General features: G+C 63.0%; 21 protein-coding genes. 7 read left to right on the forward strand and 14 right to left on the reverse strand.

Features of this window, described 5'->3' with window-relative positions; all coding sequences use genetic code 11:
- Positions 1 to 44: 44 nt before the first annotated feature.
- Together pcaG and pcaH are read right to left on the reverse strand one after the other, a co-directional pair.
- Complete coding sequence (gene pcaG / locus APH33_RS20310; RefSeq protein WP_054886878.1) at positions 45 to 650, reverse strand: protocatechuate 3,4-dioxygenase subunit alpha; 606 nt, start codon at positions 648 to 650, stop codon at positions 45 to 47.
- 10 nt (positions 651 to 660) lie between these two features.
- Positions 661 to 1,380: a protocatechuate 3,4-dioxygenase subunit beta gene (pcaH, locus tag APH33_RS20315; RefSeq protein ID WP_054886879.1), complete on the reverse strand. Its 720-nt coding sequence runs from the start codon at positions 1,378 to 1,380 to the stop codon at positions 661 to 663.
- A gap of 188 nt (positions 1,381 to 1,568) precedes the next feature.
- On the opposite strand from pcaH, the gene APH33_RS20320 reads away from it, so the two are divergent.
- Positions 1,569 to 2,459, forward strand: a complete 891-nt coding sequence (locus tag APH33_RS20320) for a neutral zinc metallopeptidase (RefSeq protein WP_054886880.1) — start codon at positions 1,569 to 1,571, stop codon at positions 2,457 to 2,459.
- A 197-nt stretch (positions 2,460 to 2,656) separates the two neighbouring features.
- Positions 2,657 to 4,576 (forward strand): methyl-accepting chemotaxis protein, encoded by a 1,920-nt coding sequence (locus tag APH33_RS20325; protein WP_054886881.1) that lies wholly within the window; start codon positions 2,657 to 2,659, stop codon positions 4,574 to 4,576.
- Between the two features lie 116 nt (positions 4,577 to 4,692).
- On the opposite strand, the gene ggt is transcribed toward APH33_RS20325, so the two are convergent.
- The 3 genes from ggt to APH33_RS20340 all read right to left on the reverse strand — a co-directional run bounded on the left by ggt (position 4,693) and on the right by APH33_RS20340 (position 7,995).
- Entirely contained in the window at positions 4,693 to 6,360 is a 1,668-nt protein-coding gene (gene ggt, locus APH33_RS20330) for a gamma-glutamyltransferase (RefSeq protein ID WP_054886882.1), read from the reverse strand.
- Between the two features lie 117 nt (positions 6,361 to 6,477).
- Positions 6,478 to 7,374, reverse strand: coding sequence for a LysR family transcriptional regulator (locus tag APH33_RS20335; RefSeq protein ID WP_054886883.1), 897 nt, complete (start codon positions 7,372 to 7,374; stop codon positions 6,478 to 6,480).
- 30 nt (positions 7,375 to 7,404) lie between these two features.
- Entirely contained in the window at positions 7,405 to 7,995 is a 591-nt protein-coding gene (locus APH33_RS20340; RefSeq protein WP_054886884.1) for an NAD(P)H-dependent oxidoreductase, read from the reverse strand.
- A gap of 158 nt (positions 7,996 to 8,153) precedes the next feature.
- On the opposite strand from APH33_RS20340, the gene APH33_RS20345 reads away from it, so the two are divergent.
- Positions 8,154 to 8,468 carry a putative quinol monooxygenase gene (locus APH33_RS20345; RefSeq protein ID WP_054886885.1) on the forward strand — a complete coding sequence of 105 codons (315 nt, stop codon included), beginning with the start codon at positions 8,154 to 8,156 and terminating at the stop codon, positions 8,466 to 8,468.
- On the opposite strand, the gene APH33_RS20350 is transcribed toward APH33_RS20345, so the two are convergent.
- Positions 8,458 to 9,222: a sulfite exporter TauE/SafE family protein gene (locus tag APH33_RS20350; protein ID WP_054886886.1), complete on the reverse strand. Its 765-nt coding sequence runs from the start codon at positions 9,220 to 9,222 to the stop codon at positions 8,458 to 8,460. The genes APH33_RS20345 and APH33_RS20350 overlap by 11 nt on opposite strands.
- A 78-nt stretch (positions 9,223 to 9,300) precedes the next feature.
- Between APH33_RS20350 and APH33_RS20355 the strand changes: the two genes are divergently transcribed.
- Positions 9,301 to 10,185 (forward strand): LysR substrate-binding domain-containing protein, encoded by an 885-nt coding sequence (locus tag APH33_RS20355; protein ID WP_054886887.1) that lies wholly within the window; start codon positions 9,301 to 9,303, stop codon positions 10,183 to 10,185.
- Positions 10,186 to 10,280: 95 nt separating this feature from the next.
- Here APH33_RS20355 and APH33_RS20360 read toward each other — a convergent pair whose 3' ends face one another.
- The 3 genes from APH33_RS20360 to APH33_RS20370 form a co-directional block, all read right to left on the reverse strand.
- Positions 10,281 to 10,688: a type II toxin-antitoxin system HicB family antitoxin gene (locus APH33_RS20360; RefSeq protein ID WP_054886888.1), complete on the reverse strand. Its 408-nt coding sequence runs from the start codon at positions 10,686 to 10,688 to the stop codon at positions 10,281 to 10,283.
- Positions 10,685 to 10,912: a type II toxin-antitoxin system HicA family toxin gene (locus APH33_RS20365; protein WP_054886889.1), complete on the reverse strand. Its 228-nt coding sequence runs from the start codon at positions 10,910 to 10,912 to the stop codon at positions 10,685 to 10,687. Before APH33_RS20365 ends, APH33_RS20360 begins: the two co-directional genes overlap by 4 nt.
- 172 nt (positions 10,913 to 11,084) lie before the next feature.
- The gene (locus APH33_RS20370; RefSeq protein ID WP_054886890.1) at positions 11,085 to 11,360 is read right to left on the reverse strand and encodes a metal/formaldehyde-sensitive transcriptional repressor; all 276 of its coding nucleotides are present in this window, start codon (positions 11,358 to 11,360) and stop codon (positions 11,085 to 11,087) included.
- A gap of 70 nt (positions 11,361 to 11,430) precedes the next feature.
- Here APH33_RS20370 and dmeF point away from each other — a divergent pair, with 70 nt between their 5' ends.
- Positions 11,431 to 12,372, forward strand: a complete 942-nt coding sequence (dmeF, locus tag APH33_RS20375; protein ID WP_054886891.1) for a CDF family Co(II)/Ni(II) efflux transporter DmeF — start codon at positions 11,431 to 11,433, stop codon at positions 12,370 to 12,372.
- Between the two features lie 96 nt (positions 12,373 to 12,468).
- A complete protein-coding gene (locus tag APH33_RS20380; RefSeq protein WP_003258412.1) occupies positions 12,469 to 12,813 on the forward strand; it encodes a cupin domain-containing protein in 345 nt (114 codons plus the stop codon).
- A gap of 108 nt (positions 12,814 to 12,921) precedes the next feature.
- On the opposite strand, the gene mmsB is transcribed toward APH33_RS20380, so the two are convergent.
- Both mmsB and APH33_RS20390 read right to left on the reverse strand, forming a co-directional pair.
- Positions 12,922 to 13,812: a 3-hydroxyisobutyrate dehydrogenase gene (gene mmsB / locus APH33_RS20385; RefSeq protein ID WP_054886892.1), complete on the reverse strand. Its 891-nt coding sequence runs from the start codon at positions 13,810 to 13,812 to the stop codon at positions 12,922 to 12,924.
- A gap of 10 nt (positions 13,813 to 13,822) precedes the next feature.
- A complete protein-coding gene (locus APH33_RS20390) occupies positions 13,823 to 15,349 on the reverse strand; it encodes a CoA-acylating methylmalonate-semialdehyde dehydrogenase (protein ID WP_054886893.1) in 1,527 nt (508 codons plus the stop codon).
- 132 nt (positions 15,350 to 15,481) lie between these two features.
- Here APH33_RS20390 and APH33_RS20395 point away from each other — a divergent pair, with 132 nt between their 5' ends.
- On the forward strand, positions 15,482 to 16,432 hold the full coding sequence (locus tag APH33_RS20395; RefSeq protein ID WP_054886894.1) for a LysR family transcriptional regulator: 951 nt from the start codon (positions 15,482 to 15,484) through the stop codon (positions 16,430 to 16,432).
- Positions 16,433 to 16,821: 389 nt separating this feature from the next.
- On the opposite strand, the gene APH33_RS20405 is transcribed toward APH33_RS20395, so the two are convergent.
- From APH33_RS20405 to APH33_RS20415, 3 genes are read right to left on the reverse strand one after another with little or no spacing between them, the layout of a single operon-like run.
- On the reverse strand, positions 16,822 to 17,313 hold the full coding sequence (locus APH33_RS20405) for an OmpA family protein (protein WP_054886896.1): 492 nt from the start codon (positions 17,311 to 17,313) through the stop codon (positions 16,822 to 16,824).
- A 3-nt stretch (positions 17,314 to 17,316) separates the two neighbouring features.
- A complete protein-coding gene (locus APH33_RS20410; RefSeq protein WP_054886897.1) occupies positions 17,317 to 18,591 on the reverse strand; it encodes a diguanylate cyclase domain-containing protein in 1,275 nt (424 codons plus the stop codon).
- A complete protein-coding gene (locus APH33_RS20415) occupies positions 18,588 to 19,154 on the reverse strand; it encodes a YfiR family protein (RefSeq protein WP_054886898.1) in 567 nt (188 codons plus the stop codon). Before APH33_RS20415 ends, APH33_RS20410 begins: the two co-directional genes overlap by 4 nt.
- Positions 19,155 to 19,206: the final 52 nt, after the last annotated feature.

Below are 19,206 nucleotides of genomic sequence, written 5' to 3' on the forward strand. Positions count from 1 at the left end.
CGGGCTTGCCCGCGAAGGGCCGCACAGCGGCCCCGAACTTTGACTCAGAAGTCGAAGAACACCGTCTCCCCTTCTCCCTGAATGCGGATATCGAAGCGATACGCCGTTTTCCCGTCCACCTCGCAACGCTTGGCAATCAAGGTCTCACGACGTTGCGGCTGCTCGATCAGGTTGAGCACCGGGCATTTGGCATTGGCCTCGGCCTCGTCGTCGAAGTACAGCCGCGTGTGCAGATGGATGTTGATCCCCCGGGCGAACAGGCTGATGTTGATATGCGGCGCCATTGGCACGCCTGCAGCATTGTTCACCACACCCGGCTTGACCGTATGCACGGTCCACTCACCGGCATCGAAGGTGGTGGCGGTGCGGCCGAAGCTGTTGAAGACGTTTTCCAGGTTATAGGCATCCTGATACTGACCGTTGGCGTCGGCCTGCCACAGTTCCAGGAACGAATCACGCACCAGGTGGCCGTTGCCGTCATACACATGGCCGATCAGCACGATGTGCTCGCCCGGAGCGTCCGGCTTGGCCAGGCGGTTCCAGATTTCCTGGTCGCGGGTCGGGTTGCCGGCCGCTTCCAGGGCCAGGCCGATGTGCACGTAGGGGCCGGCAGTCTGCGATGGGGTTTCCGGCAGCAGTTCGATTGGCATGGCGGGATCCTCAGCAGTTTTCGAAGTGGGTCTTGCGCTGGCCACGCAGCACGATATCGAAGCGGTACGCCAGGCAGTCCATCGGGTTGGCGTTGCTCATGTCGAGCTTGGCGATCAACTGCTGGACGGCTTCAGGGTTGGCGATCGACTTGACGATCGGGCACATCGGGATCAGCGGATCACCTTCGAAATACAGCTGGGTGATCAGCTTGGTGGCGATCGACGGGCCGCTGATGCCGAAATGGATGTGCGCCGGGCGCCAGTCATTCGGCCCGTTGCGCCAAGGGTACGGGCCCGGCTTGATGGTGCGGAAGCTGTAGTAGCCGTCGCGGTCGGTCAGGCAACGGCCGACGCCACCGAAATTCGGGTCCAGCGGCGCCAGGTAACGGTCGTTCTTGTGGCGATAGCGGCCACCGGCGTTGGCTTGCCACATCTCCACCAGGGTGTTCGGCACAGGCTTGCCGTACTGGTCGACGACGCGGCCGGCAACGATGATGCGCTCGCCGATCGGCAAGCCACCGTTGTTGAAGTTCAGCAGCAGGTCATGGTCGTGGGCACCGAAGCCCAGGTGGGAAAAGTCCGGGCCGGTGGTTTCGCTGATCGACTGTGGGATGCTGACCAGTGCCTGGCGCGGCGAGCGGGCAACGGAAGTCTTGTAGTCGGGCGTCAGGGCCTTGGGGTGCCAGTTGCGATCACGGATCACGAAGCGGCTGTTGTCCTGGGCAGGCATGCCGGATTCCTCTCTTGGAATTATGAAAACGCCTGTACACGGCAGGCGGACTTGCAGTTTCAGGCAGGTAGCGAGGGATGGATAATGAAATCACCCGCCAATTACATAACCAAACGGTTATGTATTAGTGGCTTTGGCTGTGGTGATCTAATCTTTATCCCCATGTTTCACGCTCTGGAGAGCTCTTCATGGAATGGCGAAAAGGCCGGCGCAGCGACAACGTGGTCGATGCTCGCGGCGAAGGTGGCGGCGGCGGCATGCGCTTTGGCGGCGGCAAGGGGCTGGGGCTTGGCGCTGTGCTGCTGATTGTCGGCATCGGCTGGCTGACCGGCCAGGACCCGCTGCAGATTCTTGGCCAGCTCGCCGGGCAGATGGAACAACAGCAACAGCAGGCAGCCCCCAGTGGCGCTGGCGGCAAGGCACCGCCGGCCAATGACGAACAGGCGCAGTTCGTCGCCTCGATCCTGGGCGATACGGAAGACACCTGGAAGGCCCTGTTCGCCCAAGCGGGCAAGCAGTACCGTGATCCCAAGCTGGTGTTGTTCAGCGGCCAGGTCAATTCGGCCTGCGGTTTTGCGTCTGCGGCAGTCGGGCCGTTCTACTGCCCGGCGGATCAGCGGGTCTACCTGGACATGTCGTTCTTCCGTGAAATGGAAACCCGCTTCGCGGCGGCCGGCGACTTCGCCCAGGCCTACGTGATCGCCCACGAGATCGGCCACCACGTGCAGACCCTGCTCGGGGTGTCGGCCAAGGTCGATGCCGCGCGGCGCAGTGGCCAGCGCCTGGAAGGCGACAATGGCCTGCTGGTGCGCCAGGAACTGCAGGCCGACTGCCTGGCCGGCGTTTGGGCGTATCAGGCGCAGAAGCGGCTGAACTGGCTGGAGCCGGGTGATGTTGAAGAGGCGCTGAATGCCGCCAATGCCATTGGTGATGACCGGCTGCAACAGCAAGGTCAGGGGCGCGTGGTGCCCGACTCCTTCACCCATGGCACCTCGGCGCAGCGGGTGCGCTGGTTCAAGGCCGGGTTTGCCCAAGGGAATGTGAACAGCTGCGATACTTTCAGCGCGCGTAGCCTTTGAGAGCCTGGGGGGCCGCTTTGCGGCCCTCAGCGATCTCCAAAAGGCAAACGTTTTCTCGATATTGCAAATCAGCTGAAAAAGCGATTCAGCTTTCGCTGTGCCGTGCCGATAACACCTGCACGAATCAGCGGGCCCCAGAACAACAACGCCCTGCGATTGATGATCAAGTGAGCGAATGAATTTTCTGGAGAGCGTGCATGAACAGCTGGTTTGCCAACATCAGCGTCAACCTCAAACTCGGCCTGGGCTTCGGCCTGGTGCTGGTTCTAACCGGCCTGCTGGCCCTGACCGGCTGGACCAGCCTGGGCAGTCTGATTGACCGCAGCAACTGGATGGGTGACATCGGTCAGCTCAACAAGGATCTGACCGACCTGCGCATCGCGCGTCTGCAGTACATGATCGCCAATGGCGATGACGCCGCCGCTGCCAACACCCAGGCCAAGCTCGACGCCTTCAGCAAGCAGCAGCAATACCTGGTCACCACCTTCACCAGCCCGGCCAACGTCGTGCTGCTCAAGGAGCTGGGGCAGACCATCAGCGAGTACAAGGTATCGCTGAACAAGATGCGCGCCGGCTACAAAAGTTCGCTGGCCGCCCGTGATGCAATGAACGTGTCGGCGGCAAGGGCCGATGAGGCCATGGAAGTCCTCAGCCAGGACGTCATGTCCCGCCCCGAGCCAGACAGTGTGCGCCTGGCCCAGTACCAACTGATCAGCAAGGCGCGCCAGCAACTGCTGCAGGTGCGTATCGACGTGCGCGGTTACATTGCCGACAACAGTGCCGCCAACGAGCAGACCGCCCTGCGCCAGCTGGAAGGCGCCCTGGCCGATATCGACAACCTCAAGCGCCAGTTGCCAGCTGAAGCCGCCCGTGTCCAGCAGTTCGAGCAATCGGTGCAGGCCTACCGCGATGCCGTGCGCCAGTTCCGCGATGCGGTTGCCGACATCACCGTTGCCCGCGCCGAGATGACCGTGCAAGGCGCCGATATCGTCAAGCGCAGCGACGCGCTGTACAACATCCAGCTGGAGCGTCGCGACGCAGAAAGCACCCAGGCCCGCAGCCTGCAGACCATCGCCACGCTGCTGGCGCTGCTGGCTGGCGTCATTGCTGCAGTGGTCATCACTCGCGAGATCACCCGCCCGCTGCGCGATACCCTGCAAGCCGTGGAACGCATTGCCAGTGGCGACCTGACCCACGACCTGCGCGTTACCCGTCGCGATGAAATCGGCGTGCTGCAACAAGGCATTGCGCGCATGGGGACGACCCTGCGCGAACTGATCAGCGGCATCCGTGACGGCGTCACTCAGATTGCCAGCGCCGCCGAAGAGTTGTCGGCGGTGACCGAGCAGACCAGCGCCGGTGCCAACAGCCAGAAGGTCGAGACCGACCAGGTCGCCACCGCCATGCACGAAATGGCCGCCACCGTTCAGGAAGTGGCGCGCAACGCCGAGCAGGCTTCCCATGCCGCGACCGGCGCCGATGACGAAGCGCGTGCCGGTGACCGCGTGGTCGGCGAGGCGATCAGCCAGATCGAACGCCTGGCCGAAGAAGTGCACCGCTCCACCGAGGCCATGAACCTGCTGCAACAGGAAAGCCAGAAGATCGGCAGCGTGATGGACGTGATCAAGTCGGTGGCCGAGCAGACCAACCTGCTGGCGCTCAACGCCGCGATCGAAGCGGCCCGAGCCGGTGAAGCCGGCCGTGGTTTCGCCGTGGTCGCCGACGAAGTGCGTGGCCTGGCCCAGCGCACGCAGAAGTCCACCGAAGAGATCGAGGAGTTGGTGGCCAGCCTGCAGCACGGCACCCAGCAGGTGGCCAATGCCATGCAGGGCAGCCGCACCCTGACCGACAGCAGTGTCGAGCTGGCGCGAAAGGCAGGTGCGTCGCTGGAGAACATCACCGGCACGGTGTCGAGCATCCAGTCGATGAACCAGCAGATCGCAGCGGCGGCCGAGCAGCAGAGCGCGGTGGCAGAAGAGATCAGCCGCAGCATCCTGAATGTGCGCGATGTGTCGGAACAGACCGCGGCAGCCAGTGATGAGACCGCAGCGTCCAGCGTCGAGCTGGCGCGCCTGGGCGGTCACCTGCAGATGCTGGTCAGCCAGTTCCGCGTCTGACTGGAGACCATTCGCGGGCACGCCCGCTCCCACAGGTACGGCGCAAGATTCGAAACCTGCGCTGTACCTGTGGGAGCGGGCGTGCCCGCGAAGAGGCCCCCACTGCCTATGCAGAGTTACTTGACGATCATCCCCACCCCGCGCCCACGCGGATCCGAAGCGGTCTCAAGCTGCGCGCCGTTGACCCGGATCGCCTGGATATCGCCCATCTCCCAGCCCTGATCCTCCAGCACATAGCCCATCTTCTTCAGCTCTTCAGCCACCGGCCCGGTCAGGGGCGCGTAGCTGTCGAAGTAGATGGTGTCCTTGGGCAGCAACTGATGGTGCACACGCTGCGCCGCCACGGCCTTCTCCAGCGGCATGCCGTAGTCGTACAGGTTGTTCATCACCTGGAAGATGGAGGTAAAGATCCGCGAACCGCCCGGCGTACCGATCACCAGCTCGACCTTGCCATCGCGGGTCATCAGGCTCGGGCTCATCGACGACAGCATGCGCTTGCCCGGTTCGATGGCGTTGGCGTCACCGCCAACCACCCCAAAGGCATTCGCGGCGCCAGGCTTGGCGCTGAAATCGTCCATCTCGTCGTTGAGCAGGAAGCCTGCGCCCTTGACCACCACGCCGCTGCCGTAATCGAGGTTGAGGGTGTAGGTATTGCTGACCGCATTGCCCTGCTTGTCGACGATCGAGAAGTGCGTGGTCTGGTGTGGCTCCAGGCCTGGCTTGACCTTGTCGGTTTCGGAAATGGCCTTCGGGTTGACCTGGGCGGCGCGCTTGGCCAGGTAGTCCTTGGCCACCAACTGGTCGACCGGCACTTTGGTGAACGCCGGGTCGCCGAGGTAGTCGGCACGGTCGGCGAACACACGTTTTTCAATCTCCGATAGCAGATGGATGTACTGCGCCGAGTTGTGCGCAACACCCTTGAAGTCCGCCACGCGGTCTTCCTTGATGCCCAGCAGCTGGGCCAGGGCCACGCCGCCGGAGCTTGGTGGTGGCGCGGTGTAGACCACATTGCCGCGCCAGCTGATGGCGATCGGTTCGCGCCACACGGCTTTGTAGTCCTTCAGGTCTTCCTTGGTGATCAAGCCCTTGTCGGCCTGCATCTGCGCCACCAGCAGGTCGGCAGTCTTGCCTTGGTAGAACTCGCTCACGCCCTTGTCGGCAATGCGCTCGAGGGTCTTGGCCATTTCCGGCTGCTTGAACAGTTCACCGACCTTCATGTTGCCGAAATAGTCGTTGAAGTTGGTCGCGGTCTTGAACATGCCCTGGGCATCGTTGCGGTACTGGTACTGCTTCTCGGCGACCTTGAAGCCGTTTTTGGCATAGCCGATGGCCGGGGTCAGCAGCTCGCTCCAGGGCAGCTTGCCGAACTTCTGGTGGGCTTCCCACAGGCCCATCACCGTGCCAGGCACGCCTGCGGCGCGCACGCCGACCAGGCTCAGGTTCTCGATGACTTCGCCCTTGTCGTCCAGGTACATGTTGCGTGAGGCAGCCTTGGGCGCCACTTCGCGGTAGTCGAGGAAGTACGGCTTGCCGTCGACGAACAGGGTCATGAAGCCACCGCCACCGATGTTACCCGCCTCGGGGTAGGTCACCGCCAGGGTGAAGGCCGTGGCCACGGCCGCGTCCACCGCGTTGCCGCCCTTCTTGAGGATGTCGGCTGCAACCTGTGCACCATATTGATCGGGGGCGGCTACAGCGCCGCCTTCCAACGTGGCGGCGTAAGTCGAGGAACAGCTCAGGATCGCGGCTGCCAGAGCCAGGTACTGGAACGGGACAATACGCATGACACTTCCTTGGTGTTGTTTTTGTTGAGCAGTCAGTAAGGCCGAAGCGCTGTGACTGTGCAATCAAACGCAGGAAGTTTCGCCGCCTGTGGACAGGACCTGTCGCGATCAGGCAACTCAGCAGGCGTACATGGCCAACTTGCGCTGGATGAAATCAAGGAAGCATTGAATCCGCAGGGCCAGCTGGGTGTTGCGGTAGTACACCGCGTGGATCGGCTGGCGGTAGCCATTGTTGGCCTCGCTCAGCAGTACCTTGAGGCGGCCGGCGCGGATGTCTTCGTGGGTCATGAAATGCGACAGGGCGACGATGCCCTCCCCGGCCAGCGCCAGTTGGCGCAGGGTCTCGCCGCTGGAGGCGATCAGTGCCGGGCGGATGCCCCAGCGGTCACCCTGGGCGTGGCGCAACGGCCACTGGTTCAACGATTCAGGCTGGCTAAAGCCGAGCAGGCAGTGACCGTTCAGGTCTTCGACGTTTTTCGGCGTACCGTGTCGCTCCAGGTATTCCGGGCTTGCCAGCACCTGTATCGGGCTGCAACCGAGCGAGCGGGCATGCAGGCTGGAGTCGGCAAGGTCACCGATGCGGATGGCCACGTCGGTGCTCTGTTCCAGCAGGTCGATGATCAGGTCGTCGGTGTTGAGCTCCAGCTCGATGCCGGGGTACTGGCGGCGGAACTCGCCGATCCACGGCAGGATGGCGTGCAGCATGAACGGCGCCGCGGCGTTGATGCGCAGGCGCCCGGACGGCGTCTGGCGATTCATCGACAGGCGCTCCTCCATCTCGTCCATCTGCTGCAGCACCAGGCGCGAGCGTTCGAGGAAGAAGCGGCCCTCCTCGGTGAGGTCCATGCGCCGGGTGGTGCGGTTGACCAAGGTGGTGCCGAGCTTGGCCTCCAGGCGCGACAGGGTGCGGCTGACCGCCGACGGGGTCTGGCCCATCTGCTCGGCAGCGGCGGAGATTGAGCCGCAGTCGATGACGGCGACGAATATCTGGAGTTCTTCGGAGCGGGTTTTCACTTGAGCGCCTGTGTCGGGTCCGTGCAGGGATTAGATAGCCTTGCCGAAGACCTTGTCCAGATGAGCCTCGTAGGCCGCCAAGGCTGCCGGCACATCCGGGCGCTTCATCACATCCACCGCAAGGAAGGTTGGCAGCCCGGTCATACCCAGGAACTGGTTGGCTTTGTGGAACGGGAAATACACCGCATCGACACCCTTGCCCTCGAAGAAGTCGCTCGGGTCATCGAACGCTTGCTGTGGTGCATTCCAGGTCAACGACAGCATGTATTGCTTGCCGTGCACCAGGCCACCGCTGCCGTACTTCTGCGAGTGGTCGGAGCGGGTACGGCCATCATTGGCGTAGAGGCTGCCGTGGCCAGCGGTGAAAACATCGTCGATGTACTTCTTCACGGTCCACGGTGCGCCCATCCACCAGCCTGGCATCTGATAGATGATCACATCGGCCCAGAGGAATTTCTCGACTTCGACCTGAGCGTCGTAGCCACCGTCGATGAAGGTGTGCTGCACATCGAAACCGGCACGGTCCAGATGCGCCAGCGCGGCATCGTGCAGGGTCTGGTTGAGACGACCGTCAGAGTGGGCGAATTGTTTGCCGCCATTGAGCAGAAGGATCTTTTTCATGCTGGGCCTCGAGTCATTTGATGGATGACCGGCACAGTAATGGCTGACGGGCGCGGGATACAGCAGTTGGCGGTCAAAATACAATTGACCTGAAGTCACGAATCACAACTTAATTATTGCCGTAGAATCGATTCTCCAATTATCTGTGAGTACGATCCATGAGCGAGCAGCACGCATTCATCCTTAAGGCCAAGACCCGTCCGGAAATGGCCGCAGCATTCGAGACCCTGTTCCGTGCCTACGTCGAGCCCAGCCGCCAGGAACCAGGCTGCATCGAATACCACATGCTGCGCGACCAGCAGGACCCAACCCTGTTCGTGTTCTATGAAGTGTGGGCCGACAAGGCAGCGCTGGACGTGCACTCGGCACTGCCGCACATGGTCGAGTTCTTCGAAAAGCGCATGGATTACCTGGAGCGCGATTTCGACATCCAGCCGATCGTCATGCTCAGCGCCTCGTCCGCTAACCGTTGATCAGCAGGTGGCCGCCCAACGCGGCCAGGCCGATGAAGAAGCAGCGCTTGAACAGCGCTGCGCTGATACGCTGGCGCAGCCACTGCCCGGCGAACATGCCCAAAAGGGCCGGCGCCAGCATCAGCAGCGAAGCCCCCAGCGCTTGCCCACCCAAGGCATCCTGCCCGGCCAGGCCAAGGGCCAGCGCCAGGGTCGAGACCGTGAACGACAGGCCCAGCGCCTGCACCATTTCGTCGCGGCTCAAGCCCAGGCTTTGCAGGTAAGGCACCGCGGGCATCACGAACACGCCAGTAGCCGCAGTGACCACACCGGTCACCAGTCCACAGACCGGTCCCAGCCACCCTTCCCGCTCCGGCGCTACCCGCAAGGCCGGGCCTGCCAGACCGTACAGCGCGTAGATCACCAACGCCGCCCCCAACGCCTGCACTGCCCATGGCCCGTTGTTGATGCCCAGCCAGGCACTGCCAAGCAACGTACCGAGGAATATCATCGCCAGCATTGGCCCGAGCCTTCGCAGCAGCGCGAGCAGATGCCCGCCAGCCGCAAGTTGCCAGAGGTTGGTAAGCGTCGAAGGCACGATCAACAGCGCAGCAGCCTGCGTCGGAGACATAGCCAGCCCCAACAAGCCCATGGCGATGGTCGGCAGGCCGAGGCCGATCACGCCTTTGACGGCACCGGCCAGCAGGAAGGTGATGATCACCAGCAACGTCAGTGCCGGGCCAATGGTGTAGTAGAAAGCGGTCAAGGTATTCATGGGTGCGATGATGGCTTGCCGCAGTTGGGCTGAAAATCTGCCATATACTCAGCCAGACTCTTGCCAGGACAGAGGCAGATGCATTTCGACCTGATCGACCTCCGGCTTTTCCAGCACACCGCCGAATGCGGCAACATCACCGCCGGCGCCCGCCGCAGCCATCTGTCGCTGCCAGCGGCCAGCGCACGTATCCGCGCGATGGAGGCCTCGCTTGGCACACCTTTGCTCGAGCGCAATCGCCGTGGCGTGCAGCCGACACCCGCCGGGCAGGCGCTGCTGCAGCATGCGCGACTGATCGGCCAGCAGGTCGAACGCCTGCAGTTCGACCTGGCCCACTATGCGCGCGGCCAGCAAGGCCAGGTGCGGCTGTTGTGCAACACGGCGGCGCTGACCGAGTACCTGCCGGAGTTGCTGGCCAGCTACCTTGCCGATAACCCCGGGATCAGCATCGATGTGCAGGAACTACCGAGCCTGCGCATCGTGCAATCGATCACCCAAGGCATGGCTGATCTGGGCATCATTTCCACCGCCGCGCCCAGCGCGCATCTGCAGACCCTGCCCTTTCGCGATGATCCGCTGGTGCTGGTGACTCCGCTGGATCATCCCCTCGCCGCAGCGCCCGCCCCGAGCTTCGTCGATTGCCTTGCCCACGGCCATGTCGGGCTGGGGGCGAACAGCGCCCTGGCGCTATACCTGGAGGAACAGGCCCTGCGCGAAGGCCACCGCATGCAGGTACGGGTGCGGGCCGAAGGGTTTGACGGGGTGATTCGCATGGTCGCCGGTGGTGCCGGTGTCGGCGTGGTGCCCCTGGCATCGGTGCAGCGCTGGAACGGGGTGTTGCCGATGCACTGGGTGGCGCTGCGAGAGGATTGGGCGAACCGGCGGTTGCTGTTATGTGCCCGGGATTTTGCCAGGTTACCGGGCTATGCGGCGGGGTTGGTCGAGCGATTGATGCCAGCGTGAACGTTCAACGTCGCCTGGGCTGACGTATTTGCGGCGGTTTCGGCGCCCCGATTCACCACCTCCACAAGTGATGAATTCCAAAGCCGACTCGTTGTTCAGTGCATGAGCGCCAGCTCTCGCAGTGCAGCCGAGGCGAGAAATCCGGAACGGGAGGCATACCGATGATCACGCTTCACTTTTTCGTCGATCCGCTGCAGCAGGTTTTCCGGCAGTGTTGCATTGAACCGCACGGCCTTCCCCAGATATGGCGTTATATCGAAATCAACGACAGCCCAGACCCCACCGGCAAAATCAGGATTCGCCACATGTACATCGACTTCCTGTGCTTGCGGTAGCGCCTCGTTATCGGCAACCAAGCCCTCAAAATGAAGCGCCAGCGCCTCCTGAACGTTCTCCAGTGCTTGAGCGACAGTCCCTCCGGCAGAGAAGCAGCCAGGAACATCGGGAACGGTCACGCCGTAGTCCGAATCGGCGTCCTTGTGCAATACGACCGGAAATTTCATTGCGCGTCTCCACTGATGTTCGCGCTGACGAAGCCACTGGACTGCTTCAAGCCAGCTTGTTTCAAGATGCTGTGCACGGTGCCTTTAGGCAGATCGCTTTTGGGATGAGGAACTGTCACCCTCCCCTTCTTGAACGGATGCCTGAACTGGTGATGGCTGCCCTTCACCTCGACTTCATACCACCCATCCGCCTCAATGAGCTGGATCACTTCACGACTGCGCATTCACCCTTCCTTCGGCAGCCGATGTGTATGATACACACCGAATTGACCAAAACGAAGCGCAGTACACACTATGCACACTTTCGGCGACCAGCGGATGGTTCAGATCACCCAGTAGGCTTCAACTTATAGCTCTGTAGGAACCTACATTCCTACCGTATACCCCCAGGGGGTATCACTTCAGATAAGACCGCAACAACGCCGCCACCTTGTCCGCCTCTTCCTGCCGTTCCTCGGCGCTCAGCCCTTCCGCCACCAGGTGTTCGCGGATGTGCCCTTCCATCACCTCGGCCATCAGCCCGTTCACCGCGCCGCGCACGGCTGCGATCTGCTGAAGGATCGCCAGGCAGTCCTTGTCCTGCTCCAGCGCGGTCTCCAGTGCTGCGGCCTGGCCTTTGATCTTGCGCACGCGGGTCAGCAGCTGCTTCTTACTCTTGATCGTATGTGCCATATGCTTTCACACCATGCTAGGTATACTGGGGTATAGTATATTTCTCGACGTTCCGGGAGCATGATAAACCATGGCAACACAAACCTCAGGCCGCTGGCAGCACAGCCACCAGTTCCACACCAGCAACCTCGGTGCCGAGCGCAAGACACGCCTGGCCGTGTGGCTGACAGCGATCATGATGGTGGCGGAAATCGCCGGGGGCTGGTTCTTCAACTCCATGGCCCTGCTCGCCGACGGCTGGCACATGAGCTCGCATGCCCTGGCCCTGGGCCTGTCGCTGCTGGCCTACGCTGCCGCGCGTCGTTATGCCAAGGACCAACGCTTCGCTTTTGGCACCTGGAAGATCGAGATCCTCGGCGGCTACTCCAGCGCCCTGCTGCTGCTCGGCGTGGCCGGGCTGATGGCCTTCCAGTCGGCCGAGCGCCTGCTGACGCCGGGGTCGATCCATTATGACGAGGCGATCTTCATCGCCGTGATCGGCCTGGCCGTGAACCTGATCTGCGCCTGGCTGCTGCGTGACGACCACGATCATCACCACCACGGTCATGGCCATGACCATCATCATGACCACGGTCATCACCATCATCACGACCTGAACCTGCGCTCGGCCTACCTGCATGTGATTGCCGACGCCGCCACCTCGGTACTGGCGATCGTCGCCCTGCTGGCCGGCAAGTTATGGGGCGCCAGCTGGCTCGACCCGGTGATGGGCCTGGTCGGTGCGGTGCTGGTGGCGCTCTGGGCTCGCGGCCTGCTGCGCGATACCGGCCGGGTATTGCTGGATGCCGAGATGGATGCGCCGGTGGTCGAGGAGATCCGCGAAGTGGTCGCCGAACTGCCGGTGCCCGCCACCATCACCGACCTGCACGTGTGGCGCGTGGGCAAGGACCAGTACGCGTGCATCCTCAGCCTGGCCACCCAGGCCGCATTGAGCGCCGACAGCGTGCGCCAGGCGCTGGGCGTGCATGAGGAACTGGCCCACATCACCGTCGAGGTCAACACCCTGGCATAGCGCGGGCAGGCAGCTGGACGTCGAGCCCAGGCAACTGCGGCTCGGCGGATGGCCCTATGGTGACAAGTCATCCAGCCAGTCACCAGGAGTTGTGCCATGTCCGATTTCATCACCGTCCTGCGCGAAACCTGCCCGACGCCGGTCGTGGACGCCACCAAGTGGAAGCGCATCGGCGGCGATCCGCACACCGTCAACCTCAACGCCTACCTGTCGGCCGACGGCAGCAAGATCATGGGCACCTGGATCTGCACCCCGGGCAAGTTCGAGGTCAACTACGAGAAGTGGGAGTTCTGCCACTTCCTCGATGGCTACTGCATCATCACCCCGGAAGGCGAAGAGCCGAAGCACCTGAAGGCGGGTGATGTGTTCGTGATCGAACCGGGGATGAAAGGCACCTGGGAAGTGGTCGAGACCGTGCGCAAGTACTTCGTCTTCGCCTGATCCATCAAGCGACACCAATCTCTGTGGGAGCGGGCATGCCCGCGAACACCGGCGTAGCCGGTGGCGGGCAACGAGTCGTCTGCTTCGCGGGCACGCCCGCTCCCACAATCAATCCTTCTTGCGGTACCCCTCGACGATCGCCGAAAAGTCCTTGCCGCCTTCCCCGCGCAGGCTCATGGCCTGGTACAGCTGCTGGGCGACGGCACCGAGGATCACCGGCTGGTGTGCCTGGCGCGCAGCCTCGGTGGCCAGCCCCAGGTCCTTGAGCATCAGTTCGGCACCAAACCCACCGGTATACCCACGCGAGGCAGGTGCAGTTTCGATGATGCCCGGCCACGGGTTGTAGGTATCGGAACTCCAGCAACGCCCGGTCGAGCTGTTGATGATCCCCGCCAGCACCTTGGTGTCGATGCCCAGTGCATTGCCCAGGGCCATGGCCTCGGACACGCCGATCATCGAGATGCCCAGCAGCAGGTTGTTGCAGATCTTGGCGATCTGCCCGGTACCGACCTCACCGCAGTGCACGATGTTGCGGCCCATCTGCTCCAGCACCGGCTTGAGCGTGGCGAACAGTTCTGCGCTGGCGCCGACCATGAAGGTCAGCGTGCCCGCCGCGGCGCCACCCGTGCCACCAGACACCGGCGCATCGCCCATGTCCACACCTTTGGCGGCGGCCGCCTTGGACACCTCACGCGCGGTCTGCGGGTCGATGGTGCTGCAATCCAGGGTCGGCGTGCCTGGGCGGATGCCCGCCAGCACGCCGTCGTCTTCGTTGAGGTACACGGCGCGCACATGTGCGGCCGCCGGCAGCATGGTGATCACCAGCTCGCTGCTGGCCGCCGCGTCCTTCGGCGAGGCGCTGACCTGCCCGCCCAGCTCAGCGAGCTCGGCCAGCACGGTCTTGTTCAGGTCAAACAGGTTCAACTGGTGCCCGGCCTTGATCAGGTTGCGGGCCATGGGCGCGCCCATGTTGCCCAGGCCGATGAATGCGATACGCATGGCGTGCTCCTTAGCGCAGGCTGATGGTGGTATTCACACCGTCGTTGACGCTGTCGTCATCGAACCAGCGGGCGGTGACGGTCTTGGTCTGAGTGTAGAACTGCACCACCTGCTTGCCGTACGGGCCGAGGTCACCGAGCTTGGAGCCGCGCGAGCCGGTGAAGCTGAAGAACGGTACCGGTACCGGAATCGGGATGTTGATACCCACCTGGCCGACGTCGATCTCGCTCTGGAACTTGCGCGCCGCCGCGCCGCTCTGGGTGAACAGGCCGGTACCGTTGCCGAATGGGTTGGCGTTGACCAGGGCAATGGCTTCGTCGAGAGTGTCGACTTCCAGGGTCACCAGCACCGGGCCGAAGATTTCCTGGGTGTACACCTGCATGTCGGTCTTCACCCCGGAGAACAGGGTCGGGCCGACGAAGTTGCCTTGCTCGTAGCCCGGCACCTTCACGCCACGGCCATCGAGTTCGAGCTTGGCACCTTCCCGGATGCCGCTTTCGATCAGGCCCAGCACACGCTCCTTGGCACGCTTGGAAACCACCGGGCCTACATCCGTGCCCGGCTCGCAACCGGCGTTCACCTTGAGCTTGCTCGCCGCGTCCTTGATGTCCGGCAGCCACTCACGCGCCTTGCCCACCAGCACCGCCACCGAGGTAGCCATGCAGCGCTGGCCTGCTGCGCCGAAGGCGGCACCGACCAGGGCGTTGACGGTTTGCGTGCGGTTGGCGTCTGGCAGCACCACGGCGTGATTCTTCGCGCCCATCATCGACTGCACACGCTTGCCGTGCTGGCTGGCCAGGTTGTACACGTGGGTGCCGACTTCGGTCGAGCCGACGAAGGAAATCGCCTTGATGTCCTGGTGGGTGCAGATCGCATCTACCACTTGCTTGCCGCCGTGCACCACGTTGAGTACGCCCGCCGGTACACCGGCCTCCAGCGCCAGCTCGACCAGCAGCATGGTCGACAGCGGGTCCTGCTCGGAAGGCTTGAGGACGAAGGTGTTGCCGCAGACGATGGCCATCGGGAACATCCACAGCGGGATCATCGCCGGGAAGTTGAACGGGGTGATGCCAGCGCACACACCGATCGGCTGGCGCAGGGTGTAGGTATCCACGCCACTGGCGACGTTCTCGGCGAATTCGCCCATCTGCAGAGTACCGATGGAAGCCGCGTGCTCGACCACTTCCAGGCCGCGGAAGATATCGCCTTCGGCGTCGGCAAGGGTCTTGCCCTGCTCGGCGCTGAGCACCTGGGCGATGCGTTTGGTGTGTTCGCGGATCAGCGCCTGCAGCTTGAGCATGATGCGCATGCGTGCACCGATCGGGGTGTCACGCCAGGTCTTGAAGGCGCGCTGGCCGGCAGCCACGGCGGCATCCACTTCTTCGACGGTGGCGAACGGTACCCGCGCCAGCACTTCTTGGGTGGCCGGGTTGACGATGTCGCGCCATTCGCTGGTTTTCGACTCGACCCACTGGCCGTCGATCAGCAGCTTGACCTGCTCGACCTTGGTCTTGTCAGGGGACTGTGGTGCGTTCATCTGCGTTCTCCTTGGAATTATTGTCAGGACGAGATCGCCAGCGCCGGGCAAACGCGAGGTGGCGCCTTGGGGCTTTTTTCGAGTATAGATGTGCAAACATCCAACAAGAACGCACAAAAAAACCGGATCAACATGCAAAAAGACCTGACCTCCCTCAGTGCGCTGAACTGGGACGATCTGAAGTTCTTCATTGAAGTGGCGCGCACGCGCAAAGCCAGCAGCGCGGCCAAACGCCTGGCCGTCGACTACACCACGGTATCGCGGCGCATCAGCTCGCTGGAGGGGGCGATGGGCACGCTGCTGTTCGAAAAGTCACGCACCAACGGCTTTGTCCTGACAGCCGAGGGGCAACGCCTGCTGGGCTACGCGGAGTCGATCGAGAGCACCTTGCACATGGCCTGCGAACAGGTTTCCGGCTCCGGCGTGGCGCTCTCGGGGCATGTGCGCATGGGGTGCACCGAAGGCTTTGGCAGTTTTTTCGTCACCCCGCAGTTGAGCCATTTCGTCGATGCCTACCCGGCGATCTCGGTAGATATCCTGCCGCTGCCGCACTTCATCAGCCTGTCCAAGCGCGAGGCAGATATCGTCATCGCCCTGGAGCGGCCGGAGCATGGGCCCTATGTATGCTGCAAGCTGTGTGACTACCGATTGCGGCTTTATGCGACCCAGGACTACCTGGACAGCCATGCACCGATCCGCCAGGTCAGCGACCTGGTGAGCCACCCGTTCATCAGTTATGTCGACGACCTGGCGTTCAGTTCGGAGCTGCTGTACCTGGCCAACCTGATTCCCAACGCCAATGCGCATTTGCGCAGCACCAGCGTCATAGCCCAGTACACGGCGGCGCTGCAGGGGCGTGGGTTGGCGATCTTGCCGTGCTTCCTGGCGGCGCAGGATGCGCGGCTGGTGACGGTGTTGCCGGAGGAGATCGAGGTGACGCGGCAATTCTGGATGTATTGCCGGGAAGATTTGAGGAAGTTGAAGCGGATTACCTTGTTGTGGGATTACATCCGCGGGGTGACCGAGGCGAATGCGCCGTTGTTGATGGGTGAGACGCGCGACATGCGCTTTGCTCAGGATTGACGGGGCCTCTAGCGGCCCGCCACCCATCACCCAGGCGTTGCTGCTGCAGCCCAAGTCACCGGCGTCGATCCTGATGATGACCTCGATGCATGAGCTGGAAACGCTGCGGGCGTTGCTCGAATCGGCGTTGATCCAGGTCCGGATGCCTACTGGGCCTCGGACTTTTGCACTGAGGCTCAAGTGATGTGCTAGCTGGTCTGGCCTCTTCGCGGGCACGCCCGCTCCCACAGGGGATCGCGGATCCATGTGGGGCTTGCCCGCGATGCGCCGCGCGGGCGGCGCTCGATATCACAGGCGCCACAGAACTCAAGGCTGGCACCTGTAAGCCCCACCACAACTTCTTGTCAGAGCAAGTCCGCTATCACAAACAGTGCGCTAGACCGGAACTATCAGTAAGACGCCACCACAATCGACACCCGTCGGTTCTCGGTCCGCCCGGCGCTGGTGCGGTTGTCCGCCACCGGCTGCGTGCTGCCCAGCCCACGGGTATGAATGTTCTGCGCCTGCATGCCAACATCGATCAACGCCTTGGCCACACTCTGCGCGCGTCGCTCGGACAACTGCTGGTTGTAGGCGGCCTTGCCCGAAGCATCGGCGTGGCCATCAACACGCACGCTTTGGATACCCACGCCCAGCAAAGCCTTGCCGATCCGCTCGACGATCGCCTGGCTCGGGGCATTGAGGCTGTCCAGGTCGCTGCCGAACAGCACCTTGCCCGACAAGTCGAATGCCCAGCCTTCCTCGGTAGGGGCGAAACCTTCACGCTTGAGTACGGCGATCTGTTCGGCGCTCAGCCCTTTGGGTGGCGCGCTCTGGCACCCTGCCAACGCCAGCAAGGCCAGCAACATCACGACGAATGAAAAACGCAAACGCTGTATCACGGTTCAACTCCTGTTGCTGGAATCGGCAGCGGACCGTTCCGTCTGCGCCGCTTGCCACTGGCCACGACGCTTGCGCTTGGCCTGGTACATTGCCGCATCTGCGGCATTGAGGAGGCTGGCAGGGTCATTGCCATCCTCCGGGTAATAGGCGATGCCGACACTGAGAGACGTGGTAAGGCTGGCGCCGCCATCGAGCAGCATCGGCAGCTGCATGCTGGCGATGATCTTCTCGGCGATGCGCTCTGCGTCCTCACGCGAGTGCAGCGGGGTCAGCAGCACGGCAAACTCGTCGCCCCCCAGGCGGGCCACCAGATCGTGCTCGCGCAGTTGCGCACGCACACGGTCGGCCACGTTGATCAGCACTTCGTCGCCCACGGCATGGCCGAGGCTGTCGTTGATCTGTTTGAAGTGGTCACTGTCGAGGAACAACAGCGCTAAATGGTCTTGCTGCCGTGCCGCATTGCGCAGGCTGCGGCTGAGGCGCCCCTCGAAGAACGCGCGGTTGGGCAGGCCGGTAAGGCTATCGTGGCTGGCCTGGTGAGCCAGGGTGGCGTTCTCGTTTTGCAGGTGGCCGTGCCAGACCTCCAGTTCATCGAGCAAGGCATTGAAATCGTTACCCAACTCGTTCAGCTCGGCAATGGGCGCTTCCGGCACACGGCGGTCGAAACTGCGTTCGCGACGTGCGGCGTGGGCGACACTGGCCAGGCTGCGCAGGGGGCGCACGATGTCGCCAAGCAGCCGCCGCGACAGGTACAAGGCAACGAAGGCACTGAGGATCGTGCAGAACAGAATGCCGCCAAGGCCGCTGAGCAGGAACAGCAGCAAGCTGCGGCCCTGGCCGACCAGCTCGATATGCCCGACTTGCTGTTGCTGGTGCATGATCGGCAGGTTGATCGGCCCATTCAGCAAGGCCGATGCCACCTGCGCCTCAAGGTGCCCGAGCACGCCTTCTTCACGACGCTGCCAGTGCGCCAGCTGCTCCCCATCGTTGTTGAATACCTTGGCGTCCGCCACTTCTTCGGTTTTGGCGATCAGTTCCAGCGCCTCATGGGCCGCCGCGCTGTCGTCGAACACCACCGCGGCTTCGACGGTGTAGTTGATCGAACGGGCAATCAGGTGCAGGTTGTGGTGGGCGTACACGCGCAGGGCCAGCACACCGAGCAGGGTCAGCGAGATACCGGCCAGGCCCACTGCCATCAGGGCAACGCTGAGGTGGCCGCGGCCGAGTACCGAACGCAAGGTGGGACGCACGCCGGCCTTCCAGGCTGAACGCTTCATGGCACAGCTCCGCGTCGCCGTGACAGCTGCAACACGCTGGGATGGATACGCACGCCGGAACGTGCCACGGAGTCGAGATTGACCTCGAACGCGACCTGCTGGTCACCGACGCGCAGACAGAACAGGCTACCCACCGTGCACGGGTCGTCGGCTTCGCTGATGCTCAGTACCGGATGGCCATTGATGGCCTGGAACAGGTGATCGCGCTGGGCATCGTCGAGCTTGCCGATGTACACCGCATCGCAGGCTTGGGCAACGTTCCGGTCGTCGGCCAGCAGGCGGCGCACCTGCAAGGGTTGGCCAGAGTTCTGCACGTTGCCCTTGATCAGGTCGTCGGCATATTCGGTGGGGCCGACCATGCACAAGCGCAAAGGCACAGGTTCGGTAGGCCAGCGGGCATAGCTGAAGATGCCCAGGACCACTTGGGTTACCGCCTTGGCACGCTGCTGGGCCTGAGCGGAGGTCGCGGAACCGCCCGCCTGGACGGGGCCGGCCAACAGCGACAGGGCGACGAGAAGCAGCAAAAGCGCACAGCCTGTCAACCGCTCCCTGGCGCCTGTCATGTGAGAGTTCTCTCAAAAACCTGTCTGAGTCGGCGCAACGATAGCACAACGC

It is taken from the genome of Pseudomonas sp. NBRC 111130 (assembly GCF_001320485.1).
In the GTDB taxonomy this organism is placed as follows: domain Bacteria; phylum Pseudomonadota; class Gammaproteobacteria; order Pseudomonadales; family Pseudomonadaceae; genus Aquipseudomonas; species Aquipseudomonas vlassakiae.